This is a genomic window from Pseudoalteromonas sp. J2K-J031 (assembly GCF_058197095.2).
Window position 1 is genome coordinate 2,236,728 of the sequence record NZ_CM200279.1, and the last position, 25,773, is coordinate 2,262,500.

A 25,773-nucleotide genomic window follows, 5' to 3' on the forward strand; every position below is an offset into this window, starting at 1 on the left:
AACTACATATAATAATGAGAAGTGAGTATAAGATTAAGTCTGACTAGGCCTTTTTAAAAAATTAAACCGAAGGCTTTGAATCATCCACTAAACTAGTCGGTTGTACATTGTATCTAAAACGTTTGAGTCAGTGCACCATCGAGTAAATTAAATAGTCTCAGTGATGTTGCACACTGAGACTATTTAAAACTCATTATTTTTCAAGGTATGGGAGAATTCTAAAAGGCGCATTCGAAAAAAGAACGGCTTCTTTTTGTGTTTCCCAGCTCGCATCTACTTGAGTAAAACAGCGGTTTTTTGCACATTGCCAATTCGCTTTATCACTGACTACCTCTGTTACGTCAGTAAATTCAACTGTAATACCCGTCATCTTTGGCATTAAAAAAGAAAAAACTTTACTCATTAAAAAGCCTGACAAGTCATCCATTAAATTTTCAAGCTCTTGATGAGTATTAAATAACTGTTTTTTTGTAAGCGTTTGGCTATAGTCTTCGACTGCCTCAATTTGCATTTGCAGTTGGCATTGCTGGGCATCAGAATGCTGTACTACAATCACCGCTTTATCTTTATCGAGCTGCGTTTCAAAAGGTAATAATAACTGCCCTTTATCAGTAAAACTAAGTGGTTGCTCATATTGTTCGGTTACAATCTTGCCCGAGTCAATGACGCACGGCTGCGTGGGTGTTGTTGCATCCACTAAATAAAAGCCGACTTTGGCCACCAAGTAATCACCTTTATTAACGACTTTCATTCGATCGTAAAAGCCATCGTATGAAACAGCAAACTCTGTCGCATACAGCGGATGACTTAGTACAAATGCACTCGTTAATAATCCTGCATACAGCTTATTCACTAAAAAACTCCTCATTAGCAAGGATCATGTCTCTGATTTCCTCAACATAATGATCACCACGCTCAGAGTAGGCTAATAATCCTTTAGCTAAAGCCGCTGCTGAAGGCTCTTCTTCTTGTTCGCGCTGTACAGAGCGAATTTCACGAAGTTCTCTGTATGCTCTGTTCGTATTAATATTACGAAAATACGCCGCAACAGCATGCGATACAGATTCATAAACAGCCACTTCATGTTCAGCATCTAAATTACGATTTAAAGGCACCATGCCGCAACCTTCTGTGTAACACCACTGGCCAAAAAAGTTTAATCCTATACGTGCAAAACGCGACGTGCCCCATGCCGACTCATTTGCCGCCTGCATTAATACTAACTCTTCTGGCACAATATCAACCCGCTTTAACGCTGCGTTAATACTCGCATTGTCAATGACAGGCTGCTTAATTTTATATTCTTTAAAGATTAACCCTATATTACGACGCTGTTGATCTGATAACACATCACCAAATTCCAGCATCATTTTTGCTATTTCAAGTTGCGCTCTCTGATGGCTAATTCGCTTATTTTCAGCGACAACATGAGGGCGGATAAACGAAAAAAACTCCATTTTCTTTTGTTTTATATCTGGGATACTGGCAAAGTCAGGCAGTATCACATCATGTCTGGGCATTTCTTCAACAACGACCACTTCTTCATCAACAGCTTCAGGCTCAATAACAACCTCTGGTTCTTCTTTAACTTGCTGATTAATAAATGGATATACAATACAGTATAGGGTAAAAGAGATCGCTAATAGCCGCAATACGCTTTTAAGCATACGGTGTTCCTCAATTGTTTAAAAGACTAAAAGAAAGCATTAAAATCGCCACTTCTCTCGTAGAATAAACCGCTGCCTCCTGCAACAGGCGGTACATTATACAGCAACAAACCAAAATTGCTAACAGGGCTATTTACAGAGCGCTATCTTGCCAAGATCCCAATATATTGGCTGGTCAATTTTTGTCGCAATACACTGATTGAACTTTAAAAACGATTCAATGGGCTTATCAATACCCGCAATCCACTTCCATGTTTGTCGATAGCAATTTTGGTTCAGAGCATCATAATCACAGAAACTGAATACATCATTAACCGCATCTTGTACTGCGTGTTCAAATATTAATGCGTGCCCTTGCCTATCGCAGGCAATAAATATGTGCTCACCACTTCGTTTTGCTAAAAAACGCTCGGGCGAAACGGCTCGGATCAGCCCACTGCCATGCATCTCAATAATTGTATGGCTATCAATTACCAATCCAACATGGTCAAACGCCTCATAAACGCTACAACACACCAATGCGCCAGGCACTAACTCATGACTCAATGGACTTGGAACACTGTCACTTGGCCAGCGCCCTATTACCGTGTCAGACAATTGAGCTGAAAAAGACGCTGACGATGTTAATAAGCAACGAGCACGGTCTTGATCACGCAAATAGCGCTTGTGCTCCTCATTCAGAGCCACACTGCCGAGCAAGCCCCCTAAGAGTAATAATGGAAATGCCATTTTTCACCTATAATTCAAGCTACCTATCTGATAAATTCTATACCAATTGCATTTAAAACAGATGAATACCACAGACACAGTTGTTGCAAAATGTGTAACAACAAACACTGGGATAATAAGGAAGAGTAAATGGATCATTGGACACAACGACGCTGTAATGAAATTAAATTACGCCCTGATGATCAACGAACCGCCTACCAAAAAGATCGAGGGCGGATTATCCACGCTGCCGCATTTCGTCGTTTACAAGCAAAAACTCAAATAATGGGCATCGGTGTCGACGACTTCTATCGCACTCGCCTCACCCATTCACTAGAAGTCGCACAAATTGGTAGTGGCATTTTAGGGCAGCTACGCAGTAAAAAAACTAAACCCGCATTTTTACCGTGTCGCAGTTTAATCGAAACCTTATGTTTAGCCCACGACATTGGCCACCCTCCTTTCGGTCACGGCGGCGAAATCGCACTTAATTTTATGATGCGTGACCACGGCGGATTTGAAGGTAACGGCCAAACTTTACGTATTGTTTCAAAACTTGAACCGTATACCGATGGCTACGGCATGAATTTAACGCGCCGAACCTTACTTGGCTTTATTAAATACCCACAGTTAATAAATACACTTTGGCACAGCCAACCAAGTTTTGACCCCCATGCAGCTTTTATCAAATCCGCCGACTGGCTACCGGCAAAAGGGATTTATCAAGATGATGCTGATGTTTTAACTTGGTTGCTCAGCGCATTGAGTCAAGCCGACCAACAGTGTTTACAGACGTTTAAAATGCATGACCAATATCGCCACAAAACACAGTATAAATCCTTAGACTGCTCGATTATGGAGTTGGCCGATGATATTGCTTATGCCGTACATGACTTAGAAGATGCCATTGCCACAGGCACAGTCACCGAGCACCTTTGGCACGATATTGCGATGGCGAAACTAAAAGACAACGACCACCCTTGGCTAAAAACAAACTTAACCCGCATTAGCACCAGCTTGTTTTCGCGCCAACAAGCCATACGCAAAGACGCCATTGGTGAGTTAGTTAACTTGTTTATTACCCAAGCGCAATTACAGACCCTAGAAACACCATTTGAATCGCCTTTACTCAAACACAATGTCTTATTACCGGATGGGCTAAATGATTTTTTATCCAGTTTAAAATCGTTTGTTTATCAAACTGTTATTCGCAAACCAGAAATGCAACAAATTGAATTTAAAGGGCAAAAGCTAATTATTGATTTATTTGGTGCCTTCGCTAGTGACCCTGAACGACTACTCCCACGCAGCACCCAAGCCAAATGGCGCCAAGCACAATTAAATGCCAATCAAGGCCACCGCATTATTTGTGATTACATTGCCGGCATGACCGATGAATACGCCTATAAAACCCATCAACGGCTTTTTTGTGCACCTTAAAACAACAAAGCCTGCTAGTTTACCCCTGCAGGCTTTGTTATCACCAAAATGAAATAATTATTTAAGTCCGATGCTCAATAAATAACATAAAGTACAGTTGGCAATACTCACGCGAGACAGCCAACCGTTAATTGAAACAGCAATCAAGTGGGTGAACTTGAGCCTTGTTAGCTGCTTTTACACGACACCCTTACTAAAGAACCATCACTTTTTAATATTTGGCTCCCTTCTCGGGAATTAATTAATAAGTCGCCGTTCACAAGTTTTAAACTACTTTCTGGTGCACCGATTAAACCGAACAATTTAGATAAATGTGGTTTTTTATTCAAGAACGTTACAAGGTAGAGCATTCCATTGTTGCTGGACATATGACTTAAACCTTCGGTTACAACATAACCAAATTTAAATTCGTAGATATCCTCTACATTCATATCCTGTATTAATTGGACTAAGCCTGAGTTATCGACAAAAACAAGTTCGCCACCGAATTCACCTCGTGAATCTCCTGCTAAATACCCATAACGTGTTTTATATGTTACTGCTGCTGGTACATGATGAGTTGTTAAATGATTTTTTCGCCCAAAATATTTATCTCGGTAATACTCCATCGAATAAACTATTGTAGCCCCAATTTCATTTGCTAATAATTCATTACTTGTGAGCTTTAATCCTCTCTCATTTTCACCGAACTGCTTCACGTGTTCTGGTCAACTCCAACCGGACACTTTTCTAAAAGAGATTTCAAAATCTATCGGTGACTGATCAGCATTTGCCGAATGCAGTCGTTCTACATTGTAATATTTCATATATTCCGCCACATCATCACGCATATGTTGACGGGTTGGCTGTGGTACTTTTAACAACCAGTCATGCTTTAAACTACCAAAAAATCGCTCTACAACAGCATTGTCCCAACATGCTCCCACATCACCCATACTTGCTCGACAGCCCAATTGTTTTAATAAACGTCGATAACCTTTACTGGTATATTGCGAACCTCTATCGCTATGAAATACCAAGCCTTTAGGTGGTTTGCGCAAGTTGTAAGCCTTTAAAAATGCTTTCTCCACTAAGCTTCGCGTCATTCGCTTAGATATGTTCCAGCCGACGATTCTGCGAGAATACAAATCCATTACCACTGCGAGATACAGCCAACCTTCGCCTGTTTTAAGATAGCTCACATCACCTGCCCAAACTTGGTTTGGCCCCACAGGATTAAAATTCATATTAAGCAAATTGTCAGCCACACTCTCACTGTACTTACGCTTTGTGGTGACCTTATAAGCCAGACGTTGCGTCACATGCAGCTTCAGTCGCGCCATTAACTTAATGGTGCGATAACGTGTGATACTAAACCCTTCTTTGCGTAGCGCTTTAGCTAACTCTCGACTACCTAGGCTGTTTCGACTGGCCTTGAATAATGCTTTAGCTCGACGAAACAATGCGAGTGTATCGGCAGTGATAAGCTCACCAGGACTTTTAAGCCAAACGTAATACGCTGATGTACTGACCTGCATCACTTTGCACGCCATCGAAGTAGGATATTTCGACACAAGAGTCTTGATAAATGAGTACCTTACTTCATTTCTTTCGCAAAGAAGGCGCTGGCCTTTTTTAGGATTTCACGCTCCATTAATAAGCGTTTATTCTCTTTGCGTAACAGCATAAGTTCGGTGCGTTCATCGACAGATAAGGTATCACCTTGTGCCTGCTTTTTGTGTTTAGAAACCCAGCTGTAAAGGATTTTATCTGTGATACCTAAAGAAGCGGCTGCTTGAACTATTGTGTAACCTTGCTCAAGCACCAAAGCCACTGCTTCTTGTTTAAAATCGTTTGGATACTGCTTATTTATTCGTTTAGTCATATTCACCTCAATAATGGCATTATATTCCTTTATTAAAGTGTCCTGCTAATTCAACCACAACATCCGTTACCGTCCTCTAAACAAAAGCTAATTCCTTTTATAGGAAGCCGTAATTCAACCTCACGAAAAATAACATCAGATATTAACGAAGCCCCTATTTCCGAAATAGAAAAACTAAAAATAAAAATATTAACGAGTGATAGCAAGAGCGCATTGGCTGTTGAAAAACTAAAGCATCAAATCGCACTGCTTGAATATGAACTTGAACAACTTAGTAAAATTCAAAATAGTGCAAACCTTGAAAAGAAAAAACTTTCATATAGTAAAATCAGCAAACAAGTTAGTTATAGAGATTCGATATTTAAACCGCTTGGGAGTTTTAATAAGTTAGATTATGTCGAAGCTTTTGAGTCTGATGATGAAGAGTTAAGGTTTTTAAGAAAATATCGAACTAGCCAAGCAAAAGATAATTCAGAGTTAGTATCCATGTATTTGTCTACACGAAAGAATAAACAATTAGAAGTAATACAGTTAAAAGTAGCCATAGGATTGTCAGAGCAATTGACGCCTTATGAAAATGATTTATTAGATAAAGGAAAGTTAGAGCTACAGAGAGCTAAGGCTGAAGCTGAAGCTGAAAAGATTAGAAAGGAAGAGCTAGCAAAATTTTATAGCCTTGGTAATTGCAATATTGGTAACTTTATATACCACAGAGAGGTGTGGGACAGTAAAACATCATCAGGGAATATGATTGCGGATACATTATTTAAGGCATCAATAAAAGAGTCATTCATAATAACATTTGAAGCAGTTGTAGAAGATTTTGTAGGGGACAAAGTAAAAACTACAATTAACAACTATACACTTAAACAAACCCTTGGTGGGGGGGTTTTAGATCAAAAAACTTATCGAAAATACGATGTGGCTAGGTATGCTGACAAATATATAGGTAGGGTACAGTTTTATGACAAATCACGGTGTAATTAGGTAGAAAGAGGACTGTAGTGGCCAGTTAATTTATAGTAGTAACTATGTGAACAAAACTATGTGAATAAGTGTGATTACCAAGGGATTATGTCGGTTTAATTACCGAGCGACTTTGTCGTAAATAGCATATCAGCCAGTGATTAAACTGGCTACAGTTTATGTTTATGCGGTTTCCTGTAGCGCTTGTGATCGTTCAATTCTCAGAGTGGTGGTGTTCAAGTTATTTCTGAGCCACATGCTGCGCACACCGCCCGCACTAATCTCAACACCAAGTGCCTCTGTCAGCTTCATTGCGGCTTTCTGTTGGCCAAGGTGCGGATACTCAACTGAGAATTGCACAACGGCATCTTCTATCGCTTTATCTACACAATTTTTATGTCGCAGGTTTGGAGTCTCTTGCCGTTTTAAAGCATCAGGCCCACCTTGCTGAACCAATCTTAGGTGACGGTGAATAGTATCTCGCGATACGCCACTTTGACGTGAGGCTGCACTGACGCTCCCCAGCTTTTCAATTAGTGCTAATACTTCAAGTTTTTTCTGTACAGCCAAGTCTTCTGATGCAAGTTTACTTGGTTCGTTTACCTCTGATATTTTAAGCTGCCGTCCAGCGAAGTGAGCAGTAAACTCTTTCTTGCTCGTTTTTCTAATTTCTATTTTTTGATTGGCAATCGAGTGCTTGAGCGGTGAATCAATCAAGTAAAACTTGTTGTCATAGCTGAAGGTATGGTCATTACGTATTTTACGCTGGTCTTTGATGACGCAGATATCGTCTAGGTTGGTGTGCTTGGACAATGGAGTGAACTCAGAGCATTGTTTCGATTTCACTTGGATTTTAGGTTGCCAATACAGAGGAATAAAGACGTGTTTAAGGTATGCATTGGCCCCTGCAATATCATTGATATTATTTAACCTTAACTCCGGCACAAGGCGGTCTTGGAAGGTATCAAATGCTCGTTCTACACGCCCCTTACCTTGTGGTGAATTAGCAAAGATAATTTCAATACCTAACTCTTCACAGGCGCGTTGCATTTGAGAGAAGTTACAACGCTTTGGGCCGCCGAATATACCCGCCCTGTCAACATAAAGGGTTTTAAATACGCCTTTCATTTCAATGCATTCTCGCATTACCTTCAAGCAACCAGCGGTAGTTTCAGATGGAAAAAACTCGCCATGCACTTCACTGGTAGCATCGTCAATCATGATAATTAAACAGTGCTTTTTATCACCGAACCAACGATGAGGGCTACCATCCATTTGCATCATTAATCCCGGTGCTTCCATCCGCTCCCTGCGTTTTCTAACATTGCTGCGCCTGCGTTTAGCCCGTTTAACATGATGGATATCATGCGCCCAACCGCGCAATGTTTCACGCTTAACAACGATGTTCTCATTGATTGATAACTGCTCAGCTAAATGAAGCAAGTTCAAATCGAAATACTTTTCTTTAATCAAAGCCTGTACGGTTTTCTTAATTGATACCGGAGTTTTGTTTGGCGGGGCTTTACCACGATTACCATGAATGGCAAATTGAATACCGACTTGTTGGTATTGTTTGACGTAGCGTTCAATGGTACGTCGAGACTTGCTAAGTAACTTAGCTGCATTGCCAATTGTTATTCTGCTTTCTATTACTTTAGCAATAATATCAACAGTGAGTTGAGCTTTAGAATCCATCACAATCATCCTCAACATGCCTTTTAGTATTTCAAAAGCAAAACACTAACAGACACATAAAAAGTGACCGACAAATTCCCTTGGTAATTAGCGAGTACGACAGAATCGCTTGGTAATTAAGATACGACAAAGTTGCTTGGTGTTAACAAAACTATGTGAATAAGTCTTAACTTGATCTGTCAGATTGAAACAATAGGACTTAATCAAATCTGATAGCCCCATATGTGCCATGTACATTGGTAACGCTTGCCTAACCGGCGCGAAATAGCAGGCTAAAATAGCGAGGAAGGAGCGCAAGCCTGCTGTTTTGCATCCTTTGGTTTAGTCTCTTGTTATACGTTGAATGATTGCTGAAAATTTTTCCAAGTACCGGTGTTACGGTTATGCCTAGGAACCACAATACACTTTTTAAAATCTATATTTAATAGACTGTTAGTGAAATTATCTGGAACACATAAAACTAATAAGCAACTGGATTCATAAATTCTTCTAGCTGTTTCACAACTAAGTAAATTAAGCTTGATTCCATTAAAAATACAGGCTCTTTTACTTCGTAATATTTGAGCTGTCTTAATGCCTAAGAAATTTATCAAATTAGAGTCCAATGTTGGTATTACAATATCTATAACTCCATCACCGCTCTTTGCTATTTCAGATGCAATAAAATAAGCTTCTTTAATAGCTGGGTCATAAGAATCATAAGGCTCTGTTATTAAAATTTTACTCACACTTTATAACCTAGGAACGTATAACATTTTAGTATTTATGCGACACGCTGTTTGTGTTGCATAATCGCTTGTTGGACTAAGCCGCTACCTGCTCGGTGTTTGAGTGGGTATTGTTTATGCTATGGGAATTTGCTTTTCGTGATGTAGGCTACATCACGCTTACTTTATCAGATTAACGGTGTTTTCTTAGCCTTCCCTGCATGGCTCTGCCATTTTCACGTCTCCATTACACCTAATTTTTAGCGCTGAGGCAATCTTATTTTTCGTGGGTACAGCGTCACCTTACCTGAACACTTCAACAAATCCATAGTAACGAATACGCATAAATCCTTTGGGTAATACATGCTGTAAGTAGCGCCGTAAAAATTCATCGCAGCTCAGTGTCATCACTTTATCGCGGTTGTTATCTGCATAATCAACCTGAGCTCTGGATAATAAATTTATCTCCAGCGGCTACTTTCAACGCTAACCGCGTTGAATTTACTTACAATAGGCCAGCTATTGACGCGTAAATTCGCCTTGTTATCCTTAAAAGTTTCCGGCTACAGACTTGAAAAAACATTTACCAATTCAATATCAATACGTTAGTAAATCTCTTAACCAAAGCTCAGGTTAATCACGGTATTGAAAACTCACGGTGTGTTCATTCGCTGATATATGGGGTCGTGCCTTGCTTTTTGCCTTTGGCTTAATAAATTGATTTATCTTAAAGAAAAACCTGCCGAGCTGCGCTCGTCTTCGCAAGCAGGCTTGCACCTACCAAATCTGTTTTTGGCTGCCCAAACCAGCGCGACAAAAATGCAACTTTGAAAAGTAGTTTTACACATGAAATCGTTTATTTATTAAACTACAACTAATGATTTGAAACAGCTGTCGGGCTAAAGCCCGACCAACCCAACAACGACCGAGTTTTCATCATCTTCGAAAGCAAGCTGAATGCCCTGATGAAGTGAAAACGGGAGATTATAATAAGAAATAGACGCCTTGTTTTAAGCAATAAAAAAATCAGGCCGTTAGCCTGATTTTTTATTATCTATCACCACACGTCTGTATAAATACGAGTCAGTAAGAACATATCATCAAATATATGCACTCGATAACTATTTAAGCGATATACAGCGCCTTTAACACTGTCAATTGCTCACGATCAGCATCAGTCAACTCGCCTTGGTTTACCCATAACAGTAATAGTTGATCTTTATCCAACTCTTGGCCCGACATACGCTCATTTAACATGGCGACTTGTTCGCTCATGCGTAATGTTTCCTGTGCTATTGCACTTGGTACTTGAGATAAAATCTCCATACGAACCAATATCTGCTCACGCGTTAAATGTGTGTTGACCTTTTTATTCCAACGCTCTTCTAGTGCTTTATTTTGCTCAAGGGCTGCAAATAAAGCATGGTAGTTTTCACTTTCTTGCTTTGTATTAATCAGGCTAATTGCTTGCGCTATTTGTTGATTGAGCGTTTTGATACCTTCTTGGACTTTTTTTGCATCGGCACTCACGGGTGCTGCGAAAATAGCAAGTTTTTGTTGTAACTCTATTAATTGCGCTTTGTTTTGTGCGATATCATTAAATGCATCACTTAACTGTGCAATCTCATTTGACCATTGAGTGTGTAACGCTGCATTACGCTCATCCTGCTCGGATTTATAGGTGTCACGCTTAGCAAAAAGCTCATCGTTATATGCTCTAAAACGCTGCCATAATTCAGGCTCTTGTTTGTTACCCGCAAAACCAATTGTTTTCCATTTCTTTTGTAATTCTTTGATTTCGTTAGTCGCAGAAAAAACATCATCGCTTTCAACTAACAATTTTGCTTGAGCAACGAGCTGCGCTTTTAATTCTGCATGCGTACGATGCATGGTACGGATGGCAGTCGTAATGGGGCGTTCAGCCACTTTATAACTTTCTAGCAACTGCTTAAATGCTTTGGTTTCTACACTACCAGCGCTGCGCCATGCTTTAGTTAACTTGTTAAATTCACTTTCGAGAGCTTTTAAATCAAAGTCTGTGCTTTCAAGTTGGCTGTGCAATGCTTGCATTTTTCCGATAATGGCTTCTCGTTCAATGATATTTTTTGCACGAACAGCTTCTTGCTCTGCAAAATATTCACGACAAGGAACGAAGGCGGCTTCTACTAGCTGATTAAAAATTTCGCCATTTTGTTTGTCTTGCTCTGAAATTACTTTACCCAATTCATTCCATTGGCTGCGGAATTTTTTGACTTGTTCGGCACGGGCCTTTGGATCGGTACATTGGGTTTGTACAAATACTTTTAGCTCTTCAATTAGGGCTTCGCGTTTTGGCTCGCCAACATATTGTTGCCAGTCTTTCGCGTTTGCTAATTGCTCTTCAATTTGCTGATATTCTTTTTGTAACGAGTCTTGATACGATGGTAATAAGCCTTGGTACAGTTGATCCATTCCTTTAAAGACACCAAAAGCAACATTAAAACGACCTTGATTAATAAGACGTTTTAAATCTTTCAGTTTTTTATGGCACTGTGCTTGCAGTTGCACTAATTCTTGGCTAATTGGCGCAACCTGAGCTTGCCATTGTTTAACAAGGCCATTAAATGGCTTGCGGTAATTGGCAATAAACTCTTTTGGTAACGCGTTGATCTGCTTTTTGGCTTCACTTTGCCATTGGTTAAAAGCAAGTTCTGCTACTTCTAGTTCGCTTTGAGTTGTAGGCGGTATCAACGCAGAAAATGCGTTTAATTGTTGGTTGATTGCTGTAACCGCCGAAATGACCTGTGGTAATAATGCCACTTTTTTTGCACAACTCTGATAACGTTGTTGTACCTCATCTGAAACTGCTGGGGTGATTTTTAACAACGCATCGCAATTGTTTTGCATTTGTTGTAATTCGTCTAGCTGCTCTGGCGACAGCTCTGCCATTGCAGTTTCTACTTTTGCTTCTAGTTGCGCTAATGCATCGTTAAGTGCTGCATGCTGCGCTTTAATTTCGTTTTCTTGTTCTATGCGTTGCTGCTCTTGCTGGAATATGGCTGCAAGCGAGGCAATTTTTTGCTCTAACTTGGCTTCAAGTAGGCGAAATTTTTCTTTAAATGCTTCTTTTTGATCCGTGGCTAACCACTGTAAGTCAAGGATGTTCCACGCTTCATAGAGAGCAATTGCATCGGCTTTTACTGCTAAATAATCATTTTTTTCACGTAATGCATTAAGCTTAGCCAAAATCAGCTGTACTTCTTTTTCTACTTTAGGCGGCATTTCTTTGGCTAATTTTTGTGCCTCTAATTTACTTTCTATTAGAGTAGCCGCTTGACCTTGCGCTTTATTTTTGACCGTACGTAACAGTGAGTACTGTTCGATTAATTCCATCAGCTGTAATTGGAATGCTTCATCGGCCTCATTAAAGGCTGTTTCAATGAGGCTTGCTTTGGCCAAACGTTTTAATAGTTTTAATCGAAGTGCATTGTCAGTATCATTTAACGCTAACTTTTCAAGTACTTGCACTTTACCACAGCGATCGATGTAATCAGTACGACATTGAGCTGGCAACGAGTCATTTTGCGTTAGTACTGCATTCATGACTTGTTTTTCAGCCATTTCTTTTATTGAATGCTCTTGCTCTTCTTTGAAGGCTTGCCACCAGACTTTAATGTCATTGAGCTTGGTGAGGGCTTTGCGGCGCACTTCTACTGACTCATCTGAAAAGGCCAGTTGATTTAAAATTTGATGATCTTTGGCTTGAGAGCAATCAAGCTTGTCAACCGCAATTAAGCGCGTGGCTAATTTTGGATGCTTCCACTTTGGCGTAAAAAGGGTTTTAAATATCATTTTGGCTAAACCTTGCTATGTCAGTGTTATTGGCAAATTCACGTTTTAATTCTTGCTTTGACTTTTGTACTATGTGGCCATCAGCACCGACGGTAAATTGTTGCTGAGATTTTTCTACTTTTGCCTGATAAAGCATGACTAATTGAATGGTTTGTTCACGCTGCGCAGGCTCTAATACTGTACCATCAGGCCATTTTCCGGTTGCTGCACCATATTGCAAACGCTCATACAGTTGTGGCGTTATATTATTAACCAAGTGTTCTATGTTCATGAGTTTTATTTCTTTTTCAAAAAGACGATACGAATGCGATTTATTAGATACCAGACAAACCCAGCGCCAATAGCAAATCTACATGCCATTAACTCTGGTGTACCCATCGCTGGTGCTCTGGAGTACAAATACAAAAAACCACTCAGAAACAAAATTAAGGCTAAAAATGATTGATTCATCAATTTTTGCTTTTTTTGATTGTAAATTTGATTGGTTAAAGCCAGACGATCATATTCTGTCAATCCTTGTAACTTACAGTCACAATGAGGACATTGCTCATGCTTACTTGATGCAGGTTTACCGCAGTTTGGACAATCTATTCTTGCCATACTCGCTCCTAAATACTACTTAGCGATTGCGCCAAGGACTCGAATAAAAAAGGCGTCCTGATGGACGCCGCATATTCTACTCTTTTTCCTCGCCCTTGTCTTTTTTAAACTTAATCCAATAGTCGTCTACCGACTGTTTCATTTCTTTATGAAGGATTAAGATCCCAAGCAAGTTGGGTAATGTCATTACTACGATAGCGACCGCAGCTAATTTCCAGACTAAGGTAGTGTCGGCAAATGAAGCCCAAAAGAAAGCGGCAACATAAAAAACACGGTATGGCATCACAGAGCGGCTACCCAATAAATAGGTCATGGCACGGTCGCCATAATAAGACCATGCAATGGCGGTTGAAAACGCAAATAGTAATAAACCAATCGAAACAATGTATTTACCGTTTTCACCAAAGAAACCACGGGTAAAAGCAATGGTGGTTAATTCTGCAGAATGCACTAATGACTTTCCTTTGACCATAATCGCAGTATCAGCTATTTCACCATTAACAATCTCAACTGTACCTGTAAACACATGACGAGCAGTTAAACCAAAGCGAATATCTTCACCTACTGAGCGTGAATGAATAACCGTAAAGTCATTTGTAACCGCTTTGCCTTCAATAACGTTAATTTGGCCGTTATAAAGCTCAATGGTATTTTTTTCACCATTTAAGTAGCTGTACAAGGCTGCTCTATCGGCATCATTTTTTTCTGAATACTCCCCCTTTAAGAAACTCATGCTGGAGCGTTCAAATTGGGTTTCAAATTTTTCTGTCCAAGCACCCGATGACAAGATAACCAAGCCCGTTAACGTACAAATAATAATGGTATCAATAAAAGGTTCTAATATTGAGACCATACCTTCTGATACAGGATCATCGGCTTTAGCTGAAGCATGCGCAATTGGAGCTGAACCTTGGCCGGCTTCATTTGAGAACAAACCACGGTTAACGCCTTTGTTAAATGCATAAGCAAATGACGCTCCTAAGAAACCACCTACAGCGGCAGAGCCTGAAAATGCATTAGTAAAAATAGCAGCAAACGATGGGCCGATATTTTCAACATTATAAAAAATAACCCCTAATGCACCAATGATATAAATTGCAGCCATTAGTGGCACAACGCGTGACGTAATTGCAGCGATACGTTTAATACCACCTAGAATGACTAACGCAAGTAAAACAGATAACACTGCGCCTGTGGCGATAGGAGCAAAACCAAATGTGGCTTCCATCCCCTGGGCAATATTATTAATTTGTGGCAAGCTGCCGGTACCAAATGAGCTAATAACGGTCGCGATTGCGAATAATACCGCTAACCATTTCATGTTTAAGCGACGATCCATGTAATACATTGGTCCGCCGGCCATAGTGCCGTCTTCGGTTTTAACACGGTATTTATGCGATAACGTTACTTCTACAAATTTGGTGGTCATACCAAAAAAAGCCGTCATCCACATCCAAAATAGCGCTGCAGGACCACCGATAGAAATAGCCAATGCTACCCCACCGATATTACCGGTCCCGACAGTGCCCGAAAGCGCTGTTGCAAGCGCTTGGAAATGCGTGGTATCCCCTTCAGATTCTTTTTTCTCATATTTTCCGGTAACAATACGGATAGCATGGCGAAAATAACGAATCTGAGGGAACTTAAGGTAAATTGTAAAAAATAAACCTACCCCTAATAACACATACGGAAACCAAAAGGCCCCGCCCAACATGCCATCTAGGCTGTCTAATAAATTTCCAAACTCTTGCACGAGAACTTCCTCTTCTTATTATTTTATAGTGTGTTAATTACAGCTTATCGACCACATTCAAAATGGCGACAAGGCTGTCTTGTCCAAATGAATAGGAGCGACGATCTGACCAACCGTAGTCTGAGTCAGGTAAATTGATGTTATCTTTGAATGGCATTTCTACGGTGTACGCTAATGTTTTAAATTGCTCACCAATCCATGCTGACGCTACCGTCATATTTGCTTGACCTGGCTCGTCTTTTTCATATCCAAATACATCTTGGAATTCTGGCGTAATTGTTAATAATGCTGCTTTAAAGCTATCTTCAAGGTCCTTATGGCGTGCGTCATAGCTTGGGATCCCTTCACAACCAGCTACAAAGTTATATGGCAGCGCTTCATCACCATGAATATCTAGACACATATCTAGACCCACTTCGAGCATTTTTTGACGAACATAAAATACTTCTGGGCTGTTTGTTTCGCATGGCGTTTGCCATTCACGATTTAAGTTGCGGCCTGCTGCATTTGTACGTAAATGACCACGGACTGACCCATCCGGATTCATATTTGGCACGACATAAAATACGGCTTTATTTAATAATGCCGCTGCATGCGCATCTTCATCATCTAATAATTTATGGAGTAAACCTTCAACAAACCATTCTGCCATGGTTTCACCTGGATGCTGACGCGCAATCACCCAAATGTTCTTTTTCTCTGGTGATGGTTCACCAATACGTAATAATGTCATATCACGTTGGTCAATAGTTTGACCTAAAATTTCAACGTCACAACTTTCTTGACATTGTGCCCAAGCAATTAAATCTAAATGACGTTCGTAGCTATAAGGCGCAAAATAAGCGATATAAATTTGATCACATTCTAATTCACACTCAATTGTTAATACACCGTCTTTATATTGTGTTGGTAAACGCAACCACGTTTGACGATCGTATGAACCAACCGCTTGATAATTTTCCCAACCGCCGGGGTAAGCCGATTGCTCTAACCCACCAATATGAAGCTGATGCTTAACACCACGAGTTGACTCTAAACGAAAATGAAACCATTGAAAAAAATCAGAATTGTTATCTTTGTTAATCCCCAATTGAATATCCATTGGATTTTCAATTGCGTTAACGATGATATTACCAGAGTCGAACTGACTAGAAATTTTCATTTATTTAACCTTTTTAGCACAATGTTGCCAAGACTATCATACTTGCGAGCGCGGTATAAACTGTCTTAAGAGAAAAGAAATAAAAAACCAGCACTTGGCTGGTTTTTTAATTTAATGCACGTATTAACGCGGTAGGCTTGGGTGTGTTACCTCTGCCATATCACGCATTACACGAACAACTTGGCAGCTATAACCAAATTCGTTGTCATACCATACATAAAGAATTGCGCGGTTATCTTCTACAATTGTTGCTTGTGAATCAACCACGCCGGCATAACGGCTTCCAACTAAGTCAGAAGAAACGATTTCAGTTGACGCTGTGTAATCAATTTGATCACGTAAATCAGAATAAAGCGCGGTATCGCGTAAGAATTGATTTAATTCTTCACGGTTTGTGCTGCTATTAAGATTTAAGTTGATGATCGCCATTGAAACATTTGGCGTTGGAACGCGGATTGCGTTACCTGTTAATTTACCCGCTAACTCTGGTAGTGCTTTAGCAACTGCCTTAGCTGCACCCGTTGAGGTGATAACCATGTTTAGCGCAGCACTACGACCACGGCGTTCTGATTTATGGTAGTTATCTATTAAGTTTTGATCATTAGTATAAGAATGCACGGTTTCAACATGACCATTGGCAATGCCATATTTATCATTGATTGCTTTTAATACCGGCGTAATCGCGTTGGTCGTACAGCTTGCTGCTGACACAATTTTATCTTCTTTGATAATGGTATTGTTATTAACACCATAAACGATGTTTTTAATATCGCCTTTAGCTGGCGCGGTTAATAATACTTTTGCAGCACCTTTAGATTGAAGGTGTTGGCTTAAACCTGCCTCATCACTCCAGATACCTGTGTTATCAACAATAAGCGCGTCATCAATGCCATAAGCTGTATAGTCTATTTCTGCTGGAGAGTTGGCATAAATAACTTGAATGTAAGCACCGTTAGCTTTAATTGCATTACGCTCATGATCAACAGTGATTGAGCCGTTGAATGGGCCGTGGATAGAATCACGACGTAATAAACTAGCACGTTTTTCTAAATCACCGTCTTTACCACCACGAACAACAATGGCACGTAAACGAAGGTCAGCGTGAGAGCCACCACGTTCAATTAATAAACGGGCTAATAAGCGTCCAATACGACCAAAACCGTATAACACTACATCACGTGGTTTAGAATCATCATCTTTGTTGATGATTTCAGCCAGCTCATCATTTAAATATTCTTCAATGCTGCGGCCTTCACCGGCATTTTTATAAATAAATGCATAGGCAAGTTTACCTAAATCAATACGGGCTGAAGCCAATTGCATCTTGCTAATCGCTTCTAAAAAGGGATAACTTTCACGTAGACGTAATTTACTTTCTTCAAATTGAGCAACGGTTTTATGTGCTTTGATGATATCAATCGTGCTTGCGCTTACCAACGGACGGCCATAAATGGCAATCTCAATGCCGGCATTACGGTATAACTTGCCGATAATAGGTTGCATACTTTCTGCGTAATCTTGGCGTTCCTGCCAACTTTTTTGATAGTTTTGCTCGTGAGATAAGGTCATTTTTTCTGCCTAATAAACAAATTTTGAACGGATAGCCCTACTTGGGCGACCCTATTCTAATTTAATATTGCTTATTTCTCTACTGTTAGGATCGATTAGCGTGGTCTAGACTCACTATTGGGCTATTTTTTAAGGAAAATCAATGAAGCTAACGTACCTACTTTTTCTCAGTACTTTGTTGTTAGTTGGCTGTGATAATCAAATAAGTGTGCGAGAAGTGTGCGAACAATCGCCACAAATGTGTGATGACTTGAACACCGATGGACACTGTAATTTTGAACGCTCAGAAGTGATTGTTGCTCGTTATTATGAACAAAAAACTCCCACCGATGAGAATAAGTTTACCCTTCTAACGCATTTTGAAAAATATTCTAAGTGTATTCATCTTGCATCAGGTATTGAACACATCAAATTAAAAGATAAAAAAACCTCACGCATGAATGGCTACCTGACCAGTCTTAGAGAGATAAAACGCCTGTCAAATGAGACTATAAATTCTTCACTACCTAATTTGTTGTATTACCACTGGTCACGTAACGGATCCGAGCAAGCCTTAGAGCAATTTCTAAAACAAGAAAATGACCCCATTATGCAAACCTCCGAATTACAATTTCTGTTAGCCACTTATTACATTAAGTTTGATATTGATAAAACCATTAGTTTGCTCTACCACTCGTTAGAGTTAAGTAAAGGTGATAAACCCGTAAATAATGAAATTTACACCACACTGTTAAATTTGTTTTATAAACAAAAAAATTATAAAAATGCGTACATTTGGGGGCTTATTGCACAAGAGTCTGGTGTTGATAAAATTGATTTAATTTCGCTAGCAAACCTTTTGGTAGCTGAAGGAAAATCAATTGATAGTTTAGAAGACTTAGCGGATAAAACGTTATCGGATATTCAAGATGGTCAGTTTATCTCTCCACGGCATTAATTGGCGTGGGATGAGCAATTGAAATTAAAAGATTTTTAACGTGTAATTCAATGTTTAAAATAAAGACAAAAAAATAAAGGCAGCTTTCGCTGCCTTTATTCTTAATTTGACTTAGTTGTACCTACTTCAACTCGGGTTTTGAGCTTTTGGCCTGGCCGAAAAGTCACTACGCGACGTGCAGAGATTGGAATGTCTTCACCCGTTTTAGGGTTTCGACCTGGTCTCTGGTTTTTGTCACGCAAATCAAAGTTACCAAAGCCTGAAAGTTTGATTTGTTCGCCGCTTTCAAGTGCTGCACGAATGTTTTCAAAAAAACTTTCAACTAATTCTTTGGCATCTTTTTTATTAATACCCAATTTAACAAATAGGTGTTCAGCTATGTCGGCTTTAGTAAGCGCCATATCTAGTCCCTCAACGATGCATTAAACTCTTCAGCCAAAACGGCCACTACTTGATCTACTACCAATTTGATGTCTTGCTCTTCGAGCGTACGATCACCATTTTGCAGTGTTAGAGCAATAGCCAGACTTTTATGATCTGACTCAATACCTTTGCCCTTATACACATCAAACAAGTTTAGGTCAACCAATTGATTTGCGCCAACTTTTTCTATCACAGTAAGGATATCTGCTAATTTAACTTCATCCTTTACAACAATCGCAATATCTCTGCGATTTGCAGGAAATTTTGAGATCTCTTTAGCTTGTGGTAACTGGCGGTTTTCTAACCCTAACATTTCAATTTCAAAGACAAAAGTCTGACTATTAATCGATAGTTTAGTCTGTATTTCAGGATGTAAAGTACCTAAAAAGCCGACTTTTTTACCATTACGATAAATTGCAGCCGATTGACCTGGATGCAAGCCATCAATTACCTCATTTTTAAGCTCAAATGATGCTTTATCTGCAGTAAGTGCAAATAATGCTTCAACGTCACCTTTAAGATCATAAAAATCAACATTGCGAGCTGGCACTGCCCAATGATCACCTACCACAGAACCGGTGATCACACCGCCAATAACAGCCTGTTGAGCTACGCCGTTTTCAGCCTGTTCATCTTTAACAAATTTAAGACCATGTTCGAATAAGCGAATACGGTTTTGTTGTCTGTTTTGGTTGTAGATAAGCGATGACAATAAGCCAGGTAACAAGCTAACACGCATCGCCGACATTTCAATTGAAATAGGATGAGGTAATATCAATGCATCAGCTTGTGGGTGAATCAAGTTTTGCACTTTAGGATCAACAAAACTATAGGTGATCGCTTCTTGGTAACCGCGAGTAACAAGTGTATTTCTAAATGTTTTAACTGCTAACGTGGCTTCGTTATGAGTGGTCATTTTTAAACTTGCTTTAGGCGCAACATTTGGAATGTTGTTATAGCCAAAAACACGAGCCACTTCTTCAATTAAGTCTTCTTCAATGCTGATATCAAAACGAAAGCTTGGCACAGTCGCTGTCCACTGACCTGCAGTGGCCGTTACTGTTAACCCTAGACGAGTTAAAATATCAGTAACTGTTTCAGCTGCAATAGCATAGCCAATTACTTTATCTAAGCGGCTTTGACGCAGAACAACGGTTCTTTGTGCTGGTAAATGTGCTTCGCTTAGCGCTTCAACCACTGGGCCTGCGTGGCCACCAACGATTTCAAGCAATAACGCTGTTGCGCGCTCCATTGCATCATGTTGCAATTGGTAATCAACACCGCGCTCATAACGGTGTGATGCATCAGTATGTAAACCATAACGACGCGCTTGTCCTGCAATAGCAAGAGGACTGAAAAATGCACTTTCTAATAAGATGTCTTGCGTTGATTCTGTCACACCTGAATCTAAACCACCAAAAATACCAGCCATTGCTAGTGGTTTTTGCTGATCAGCAATCACTAAAGTATCTGCATTTAACTTAACCGTATTTCCATCAAGTAAAACAAGTTCTTCGCCTTGTGACGCGTTACGAACTTTTATGCCACCTTCGATTTTAGCTAAATCAAACGCATGCATCGGATGACCTAACTCAAGCAATACGTAATTTGTAACATCAACGACAGGATCGATAGCACGCACACCGCTACGACGTAGACGCTCAACCATCCATAATGGTGTTGTGGCAGCTACATTAATGCCTTTTATAACACGGCCTAGATAGCGTGGACACGATGCAGGTGCAACAAGTTCGATAGCAAGGGTATCATCAATCGTTGCTTTAACAGATGTAATGTTTAACGGTGTAACGTCGATACTGTTTAACACACCAACTTCACGTGCAAGGCCTTTAATACCAAGGCAATCGCTACGATTTGCAGTTAAATCAACATCAACAATAAAATCATTTAAACCAAGGTATTGGCGAATATCTTGGCCGATAGGTGCATCGCTTGGTAGTTCTAAAATACCGTCAGAATTATCGGCTATGCCAAGTTCTGAAAAGGCGCACAACATACCATGAGATGGCTGGCCACGTAATTTTGCTTTTTTAATAACAAAATCACCCGGTAAAACAGCACCCACTTTCGCAACCGCAACTTTTAGGCCTTGACGGCAGTTTGCTGCACCACAAACAATGTCAAGTAACTCATCGTCACCCACATTGACTTTGGTAATGCGTAATTTATCTGCATCTGGGTGCTGCGCGCATTCAACAACTTCGCCGACAACCACACCAGTAAAAGCACCTGCAACTGGATCTAAACCATCAACTTCCAAACCTGCCATCGACAGTTGTTCCGAAAGAGCCTCGGTATTAATTGCTGGGTTAACCCACTCTCGTAACCACTTTTCACTAAATTTCATTTAAATCTTCACTCTTAACGGAACTGGTTTAGGAATTTTAAATCATTCTCAAAAAAGGCACGTAAATCATTCACGCCATAGCGCAACATGGTTAAACGCTCCACACCCATACCAAAGGCAAAACCTGTGTATTGTTCAGGGTCGATACCTACTGACTTAAGTACATTAGGGTGAACCATGCCGCAACCTAATACTTCAAGCCATTTGCCATTTTTACCTTTAACATCGACCTCAGCTGAAGGTTCTGTAAATGGGAAATAAGAAGGTCGGAAACGAATCTCCATGTCTTCTTCAAAAAAGTTACGTAAAAAATCGTGCAAAATACCTTTAAGTTCGGTAAAGCTCACATCTTTGTCGACCATTAAACCTTCGACTTGGTGGAACATTGGCGTATGCGTTTGATCGTAGTCATTACGGTAAACTCGACCAGGTGAGATAATACGCAGTGGTGGGTGTTCTGTTTCCATGGTACGGATTTGCACACCACTGGTTTGCGTACGAAGTACTAATTTAGGATTAAAATAGAATGTATCGTGATCAGCACGAGCAGGATGATGCTCTGGAATATTTAAAGCATCAAAGTTATGAAAATCATCTTCAACTTCAGGACCCGCTTTAACTTCAAAACCTAACTCTCCAAAGAAGCTTTCAATACGTTCAATCGTGCGCGTAACTGGATGTAAGCCACCTGTAGGCATAACACGACCTGGCAATGTGACATCAATTGTTTCTTGGGCTAATTTTTTAGCCAAGGCAGTCGCTGCAAGTAACTCACGCTTAGCGTTAATTTGATCTTGCACGGTTTCTTTAGCTTGGTTAATAACTTGACCGGCAGTTTTACGCTCTTGCGGATCCATCTTACCTAAAGTTTTAAGTAAATCCGTAATTTGGCCTTTTTTACCTAAATAATTTACACGCACATCTTCAAGTTGTGCGATCTCACTTGCGTTTTCAACCGCAGCAAGTGCCTGCGATACAATAGTTTCTAAGTTCATTAGATTTCTGATCCCTCTACTGAGGTAGATTTGCCGATTTCAAGGATTATTATAATCCTCAATGATAACTGAAATTAACGACTAGATGCTAGTCGCTAACACTATAAGTTTAAAGTAACTTTAATAAAAGGAATGGTCAGCTTACGTTGTTGAACCATTGAAGCATGATCAAGCTTATCAAGCACATCGAGCAGCGCCCGCATGTCCCGGCTCAATCGTGTTAATAAAAAGCGCGCACACTCAATAGAGAGTTCTAATCCGCGCATTTTAGCGCGTTTTACCAGTGCCTCCGCTTTATCATCATCACTCATAGAGCGAATTTGAAATGTAGTCCCCCACTTCAGACGAGACTCTAAATCAGGAAGCTGAATAGTAATCATATCAGGAAGTAAATCCGAAGCGACAACCAACAACTTATCAGGCTCATTAAAGCGGTTATAAAAGTTAAACATTGCTCTTTCCCAATTGGGATGGCCAGCTATCAAGTGTAAATCATCAATACAAACCACACTCAAAGACTCGAGTCCATCAAGCATACTGGGTTCTAGTCCAATGATTTCTTTCATACTTAATAAAATAGTTGAAAGCCCTCTTTCTTGAGCATAAACACATGTAGCATAGAGTAAATGCGATTTACCAGAATCAGCTAAACCACACAAATAAGTAAACTGAAAATTAGCTTTCATTTGCTCGAAGCTATTTTTTAAATGACTGACTACCAGCGAGTTTTCTCCGCCAAAATAGCTCGTAAATGTTTCATCATCAGGCAATGTCACAGCAAGCGCCATTTGCATGGGTTCAGATGCAAGCATTAGTTACTGACCTAGCCATTGATAGCGATTAACACTTTGAGCTTCTGTTGATGCAAGCGGGTCAAATAAGCGTTTAAAGCCTTTATCTAAACTAAGCGTATTCATTAAGTCTGTTTTGGTGCCATTCAGTTGTAACGAGAGTACTAATTCGCCTTGTTTCATTCTAACAAGATCAACTTGGCGTACGACTGATAAACTCAATAAACGTCTTTTCGCTTGCTCGATTTGTACAAAGTCGTTCACACCATTCAATATAAAAATTTCCCCCTGAGCAGCATCTGGATTATTACGTAAAACAGCATATTGGCTTGATAAAGAAAGCGCTATTTCATCAATCATTTGACCTATAATCTGCTGTTGATCTCCAATTAAAACATTATTTGGGAATTCTGAGTTAATTGTAAAACGCCAATCAAGTTGCCAAACAGATTGTTCGGGCAATTTGTAAAGTCGAGCAGTTACGATCCTCTCTGGATTATATCTAGAAGATGCTAAATCTACAGGAGCAGAGAAGTTTCCCCAAACATCACTTACTGTAATATTCAGTCTGTCTTCGAGATCGAGTAAAGGGAGGACAATTGGGACTGCACGTTGGTCTGCTTTATCCGACAATACCTCTTCTAGTTGAGGAAAGCTTTCTCGGGTTAATAACTCTCTTTGATAAGCATCTTCAACTGCAAGCCATATTAAAACTAAAGGGCGTCGATTTCCCCAAATTGGTGCATTAATATCATTCAATAGCCCGTTAATTTTTGTTGCATCAAATTTAACAAGCAACAACTGAGCGCCATACTCAGCTTCTTGATATTCAAATTTGAGCATAAATTGCGAAATATCTTGTAAAGCCAAACGAATTGCAGGATTAGCCTGCTCGATTTGCTGTCCACTGACTTTATTAAGTACACCTAAAAGAGCTTCTTTACTCGCTGTAGCACGAGCATTATTGGATTTATCAGAAACAAGTACTTTAAATTGATATAAATCAGGTACCTCTACAGCAGTACAAAAAAATGAGAAGGTAGTGATTAATAAGGCTAAAAAATGTCTTAACACAGGCATATCATTTCAAAAATTGATTTAAAACGATCCTAAAGCAAACGCTCAAACAAATCAAAAGGATAAAATGATATTTTTATGTAAAATAATTCAATTTTTAATTCAAAATATAGCAAAAAACCCGCTGCATTGCTGCAACGGGTTTCTCTTATTAGGAGCCTGGCGATGTCCTACTCTCACATGGGTAACCCCACACTACCATCGGCGCTGTTTCGTTTCACTACTGAGTTCGGAATGGGATCAGGTGGGTCCAAAACGCTATTGTCACCAAGCAAAATTTTGTCTGGAACAAAATTTAACGCACTTTAGTGCGGCCCGTTAGGGTCAACGCCATGGAAGGTGTTGATAAATTCAGAACCATAAATTCGGAAGGCTGATATTCAATTCGTCTACTTTAGTTCTATCTAACTTCTTGCTATTCATCAGTGCTTCATACAAACCACTTTGGCGTTGTATGGTTAAGCCTCACGGGTAATTAGTATTGGTTAGCTTAACGCCTCACAGCGCTTCCACACCCAACCTATCAACGTTGTAGTCTCCAACGGCCCTTCAGAGAGCTTATAGCTCTAGTGAGAACTCATCTCGAGGCTCGCTTCGCGCTTAGATGCTTTCAGCGCTTATCGATTCCGAACGTAGCTACCGGGCAGTGCCATTGGCATGACAACCCGAACACCAGCGGTTCGTTCACTCCGGTCCTCTCGTACTAGGAGCAACCCCTCTCAATTCTCAAACGCCCACGGCAGATAGGGACCGAACTGTCTCACGACGTTCTAAACCCAGCTCGCGTACCACTTTAAATGGCGAACAGCCATACCCTTGGGACCGACTTCAGCCCCAGGATGTGATGAGCCGACATCGAGGTGCCAAACACCGCCGTCGATATGAACTCTTGGGCGGTATCAGCCTGTTATCCCCGGAGTACCTTTTATCCGTTGAGCGATGGCCCTTCCATTCAGAACCACCGGATCACTATGACCTACTTTCGTACCTGCTCGACTTGTCCGTCTCGCAGTTAAGCTTGCTTCTACCATTACACTAACCGTACGATGTCCGACCGTACTTAGCAAACCTTCGTGCTCCTCCGTTACTCTTTAGGAGGAGACCGCCCCAGTCAAACTACCCACCAGGCACTGTCCGCAATCCCGATTAGGGACCTACGTTAGAACATCAAAACTACAAGGGTGGTATTTCAAGGACGACTCCACAAGAACTAGCGTTCC

At 40.2% G+C, this 25,773-nt stretch carries 21 protein-coding genes, 2 rRNA genes and 1 pseudogene (1 of these 24 cut by a window edge); 3 read left to right on the forward strand and 21 right to left on the reverse strand.

Annotation, left to right across the window (positions count from 1 at the left end; genetic code table 11):
• Positions 1 to 193: 193 nt before the first annotated feature.
• The 3 genes from AC3KZC_RS10095 to AC3KZC_RS10105 all read right to left on the reverse strand — a co-directional run bounded on the left by AC3KZC_RS10095 (position 194) and on the right by AC3KZC_RS10105 (position 2,396).
• Complete coding sequence (locus AC3KZC_RS10095) at positions 194 to 853, reverse strand: DUF2987 domain-containing protein (RefSeq protein ID WP_490578664.1); 660 nt, start codon at positions 851 to 853, stop codon at positions 194 to 196.
• Entirely contained in the window at positions 846 to 1,667 is an 822-nt protein-coding gene (locus tag AC3KZC_RS10100) for a glucosaminidase domain-containing protein (protein WP_490578663.1), read from the reverse strand. The genes AC3KZC_RS10095 and AC3KZC_RS10100 overlap by 8 nt, the downstream gene beginning before the upstream one ends.
• A 129-nt stretch (positions 1,668 to 1,796) precedes the next feature.
• Complete coding sequence (locus AC3KZC_RS10105; protein WP_490578662.1) at positions 1,797 to 2,396, reverse strand: hypothetical protein; 600 nt, start codon at positions 2,394 to 2,396, stop codon at positions 1,797 to 1,799.
• 129 nt (positions 2,397 to 2,525) lie between these two features.
• Between AC3KZC_RS10105 and AC3KZC_RS10110 the strand changes: the two genes are divergently transcribed.
• Positions 2,526 to 3,815 carry an anti-phage deoxyguanosine triphosphatase gene (locus AC3KZC_RS10110; RefSeq protein WP_490578661.1) on the forward strand — a complete coding sequence of 430 codons (1,290 nt, stop codon included), beginning with the start codon at positions 2,526 to 2,528 and terminating at the stop codon, positions 3,813 to 3,815.
• 167 nt (positions 3,816 to 3,982) lie between these two features.
• Here AC3KZC_RS10110 and AC3KZC_RS10115 read toward each other — a convergent pair whose 3' ends face one another.
• Both AC3KZC_RS10115 and AC3KZC_RS10120 read right to left on the reverse strand, forming a co-directional pair.
• The gene (locus AC3KZC_RS10115) at positions 3,983 to 4,513 is read right to left on the reverse strand and encodes a hypothetical protein (protein ID WP_490578660.1); all 531 of its coding nucleotides are present in this window, start codon (positions 4,511 to 4,513) and stop codon (positions 3,983 to 3,985) included.
• Positions 4,514 to 4,522: 9 nt separating this feature from the next.
• Positions 4,523 to 5,679 (reverse strand): IS3 family transposase gene (locus tag AC3KZC_RS10120; protein ID WP_518525887.1). Its coding sequence is split into 2 segments (ribosomal slippage): positions 4,523 to 5,433 and positions 5,433 to 5,679, totalling 1,158 coding nucleotides; the frame shifts between segments, so codons are not numbered across the junction.
• 213 nt (positions 5,680 to 5,892) lie between these two features.
• On the opposite strand from AC3KZC_RS10120, the gene AC3KZC_RS10125 reads away from it, so the two are divergent.
• On the forward strand, positions 5,893 to 6,666 hold the full coding sequence (locus AC3KZC_RS10125; RefSeq protein WP_490580462.1) for a hypothetical protein: 774 nt from the start codon (positions 5,893 to 5,895) through the stop codon (positions 6,664 to 6,666).
• 162 nt (positions 6,667 to 6,828) lie between these two features.
• On the opposite strand, the gene AC3KZC_RS10130 is transcribed toward AC3KZC_RS10125, so the two are convergent.
• From AC3KZC_RS10130 to AC3KZC_RS10170, 9 genes and pseudogenes are all read right to left on the reverse strand, one after another.
• The gene (locus tag AC3KZC_RS10130) at positions 6,829 to 8,349 is read right to left on the reverse strand and encodes an ISNCY family transposase (RefSeq protein ID WP_518525888.1); all 1,521 of its coding nucleotides are present in this window, start codon (positions 8,347 to 8,349) and stop codon (positions 6,829 to 6,831) included.
• A 323-nt stretch (positions 8,350 to 8,672) separates the two neighbouring features.
• A complete protein-coding gene (locus AC3KZC_RS10135) occupies positions 8,673 to 9,068 on the reverse strand; it encodes a hypothetical protein (RefSeq protein WP_490580397.1) in 396 nt (131 codons plus the stop codon).
• A gap of 297 nt (positions 9,069 to 9,365) precedes the next feature.
• Positions 9,366 to 9,485, reverse strand: a pseudogene (locus AC3KZC_RS10140) (transposase); the annotation flags it as partial.
• A 687-nt stretch (positions 9,486 to 10,172) separates the two neighbouring features.
• Positions 10,173 to 12,878, reverse strand: coding sequence for a DUF349 domain-containing protein (locus AC3KZC_RS10145; RefSeq protein ID WP_490580396.1), 2,706 nt, complete (start codon positions 12,876 to 12,878; stop codon positions 10,173 to 10,175).
• The gene (locus AC3KZC_RS10150) at positions 12,868 to 13,149 is read right to left on the reverse strand and encodes a YeaC family protein (RefSeq protein ID WP_490580395.1); all 282 of its coding nucleotides are present in this window, start codon (positions 13,147 to 13,149) and stop codon (positions 12,868 to 12,870) included. The genes AC3KZC_RS10145 and AC3KZC_RS10150 overlap by 11 nt, the downstream gene beginning before the upstream one ends.
• Before the next feature lie 5 nt (positions 13,150 to 13,154).
• Positions 13,155 to 13,478, reverse strand: a complete 324-nt coding sequence (locus tag AC3KZC_RS10155; protein WP_490580394.1) for a hypothetical protein — start codon at positions 13,476 to 13,478, stop codon at positions 13,155 to 13,157.
• Positions 13,479 to 13,554: 76 nt separating this feature from the next.
• Positions 13,555 to 15,231 carry an alanine/glycine:cation symporter family protein gene (locus tag AC3KZC_RS10160; protein WP_490580393.1) on the reverse strand — a complete coding sequence of 559 codons (1,677 nt, stop codon included), beginning with the start codon at positions 15,229 to 15,231 and terminating at the stop codon, positions 13,555 to 13,557.
• 37 nt (positions 15,232 to 15,268) lie between these two features.
• Complete coding sequence (locus AC3KZC_RS10165) at positions 15,269 to 16,393, reverse strand: M14 family metallopeptidase (protein WP_490580392.1); 1,125 nt, start codon at positions 16,391 to 16,393, stop codon at positions 15,269 to 15,271.
• A 123-nt stretch (positions 16,394 to 16,516) separates the two neighbouring features.
• Entirely contained in the window at positions 16,517 to 17,962 is a 1,446-nt protein-coding gene (locus AC3KZC_RS10170; protein ID WP_490580391.1) for a glyceraldehyde-3-phosphate dehydrogenase, read from the reverse strand.
• A 142-nt stretch (positions 17,963 to 18,104) separates the two neighbouring features.
• Between AC3KZC_RS10170 and AC3KZC_RS10175 the strand changes: the two genes are divergently transcribed.
• Positions 18,105 to 18,899 carry a DUF2989 domain-containing protein gene (locus AC3KZC_RS10175; protein WP_490580390.1) on the forward strand — a complete coding sequence of 265 codons (795 nt, stop codon included), beginning with the start codon at positions 18,105 to 18,107 and terminating at the stop codon, positions 18,897 to 18,899.
• Between the two features lie 101 nt (positions 18,900 to 19,000).
• Here AC3KZC_RS10175 and ihfA read toward each other — a convergent pair whose 3' ends face one another.
• The 7 genes from ihfA to AC3KZC_RS10210 form a co-directional block, all read right to left on the reverse strand.
• The gene (gene ihfA, locus AC3KZC_RS10180; protein WP_009840442.1) at positions 19,001 to 19,300 is read right to left on the reverse strand and encodes an integration host factor subunit alpha; all 300 of its coding nucleotides are present in this window, start codon (positions 19,298 to 19,300) and stop codon (positions 19,001 to 19,003) included.
• A 2-nt stretch (positions 19,301 to 19,302) separates the two neighbouring features.
• Positions 19,303 to 21,690, reverse strand: a complete 2,388-nt coding sequence (pheT, locus tag AC3KZC_RS10185; RefSeq protein ID WP_490580389.1) for a phenylalanine--tRNA ligase subunit beta — start codon at positions 21,688 to 21,690, stop codon at positions 19,303 to 19,305.
• Positions 21,691 to 21,704: 14 nt separating this feature from the next.
• Positions 21,705 to 22,685 (reverse strand): phenylalanine--tRNA ligase subunit alpha, encoded by a 981-nt coding sequence (gene pheS, locus AC3KZC_RS10190; protein ID WP_490580388.1) that lies wholly within the window; start codon positions 22,683 to 22,685, stop codon positions 21,705 to 21,707.
• Positions 22,686 to 22,786: 101 nt separating this feature from the next.
• Positions 22,787 to 23,497 carry a DnaA regulatory inactivator Hda gene (gene hda / locus AC3KZC_RS10195; protein WP_490580387.1) on the reverse strand — a complete coding sequence of 237 codons (711 nt, stop codon included), beginning with the start codon at positions 23,495 to 23,497 and terminating at the stop codon, positions 22,787 to 22,789.
• Between the two features lie 3 nt (positions 23,498 to 23,500).
• Positions 23,501 to 24,550, reverse strand: coding sequence for a DUF8605 domain-containing protein (locus tag AC3KZC_RS10200; RefSeq protein ID WP_518525890.1), 1,050 nt, complete (start codon positions 24,548 to 24,550; stop codon positions 23,501 to 23,503).
• Between the two features lie 160 nt (positions 24,551 to 24,710).
• A 5S ribosomal RNA gene (gene rrf / locus AC3KZC_RS10205) occupies positions 24,711 to 24,825 on the reverse strand.
• A 182-nt stretch (positions 24,826 to 25,007) separates the two neighbouring features.
• A 23S ribosomal RNA gene (locus AC3KZC_RS10210) occupies positions 25,008 to 25,773 on the reverse strand; it runs 2,121 nt beyond the window's last position.

Coding starts and splice junctions, on each gene's coding strand:
- AC3KZC_RS10100 (WP_490578663.1), bottom strand. CDS start 1,667: ATGCTTAAAAGCGTATTGCGGCTATTAGCGATCTCTTTTACCCTATAC.
- AC3KZC_RS10105 (WP_490578662.1), bottom strand. CDS start 2,396: ATGGCATTTCCATTATTACTCTTAGGGGGCTTGCTCGGCAGTGTGGCT.
- AC3KZC_RS10110 (WP_490578661.1), top strand. CDS start 2,526: ATGGATCATTGGACACAACGACGCTGTAATGAAATTAAATTACGCCCT.
- AC3KZC_RS10130 (WP_518525888.1), bottom strand. CDS start 8,349: ATGATTGTGATGGATTCTAAAGCTCAACTCACTGTTGATATTATTGCT.
- AC3KZC_RS10145 (WP_490580396.1), bottom strand. CDS start 12,878: ATGATATTTAAAACCCTTTTTACGCCAAAGTGGAAGCATCCAAAATTA.
- AC3KZC_RS10150 (WP_490580395.1), bottom strand. CDS start 13,149: ATGAACATAGAACACTTGGTTAATAATATAACGCCACAACTGTATGAG.
- AC3KZC_RS10155 (WP_490580394.1), bottom strand. CDS start 13,478: ATGGCAAGAATAGATTGTCCAAACTGCGGTAAACCTGCATCAAGTAAG.
- AC3KZC_RS10165 (WP_490580392.1), bottom strand. CDS start 16,393: ATGAAAATTTCTAGTCAGTTCGACTCTGGTAATATCATCGTTAACGCA.
- AC3KZC_RS10170 (WP_490580391.1), bottom strand. CDS start 17,962: ATGACCTTATCTCACGAGCAAAACTATCAAAAAAGTTGGCAGGAACGC.
- AC3KZC_RS10175 (WP_490580390.1), top strand. CDS start 18,105: ATGAAGCTAACGTACCTACTTTTTCTCAGTACTTTGTTGTTAGTTGGC.
- ihfA (WP_009840442.1), bottom strand. CDS start 19,300: ATGGCGCTTACTAAAGCCGACATAGCTGAACACCTATTTGTTAAATTG.
- pheT (WP_490580389.1), bottom strand. CDS start 21,690: ATGAAATTTAGTGAAAAGTGGTTACGAGAGTGGGTTAACCCAGCAATT.
- pheS (WP_490580388.1), bottom strand. CDS start 22,685: ATGAACTTAGAAACTATTGTATCGCAGGCACTTGCTGCGGTTGAAAAC.
- hda (WP_490580387.1), bottom strand. CDS start 23,497: ATGCTTGCATCTGAACCCATGCAAATGGCGCTTGCTGTGACATTGCCT.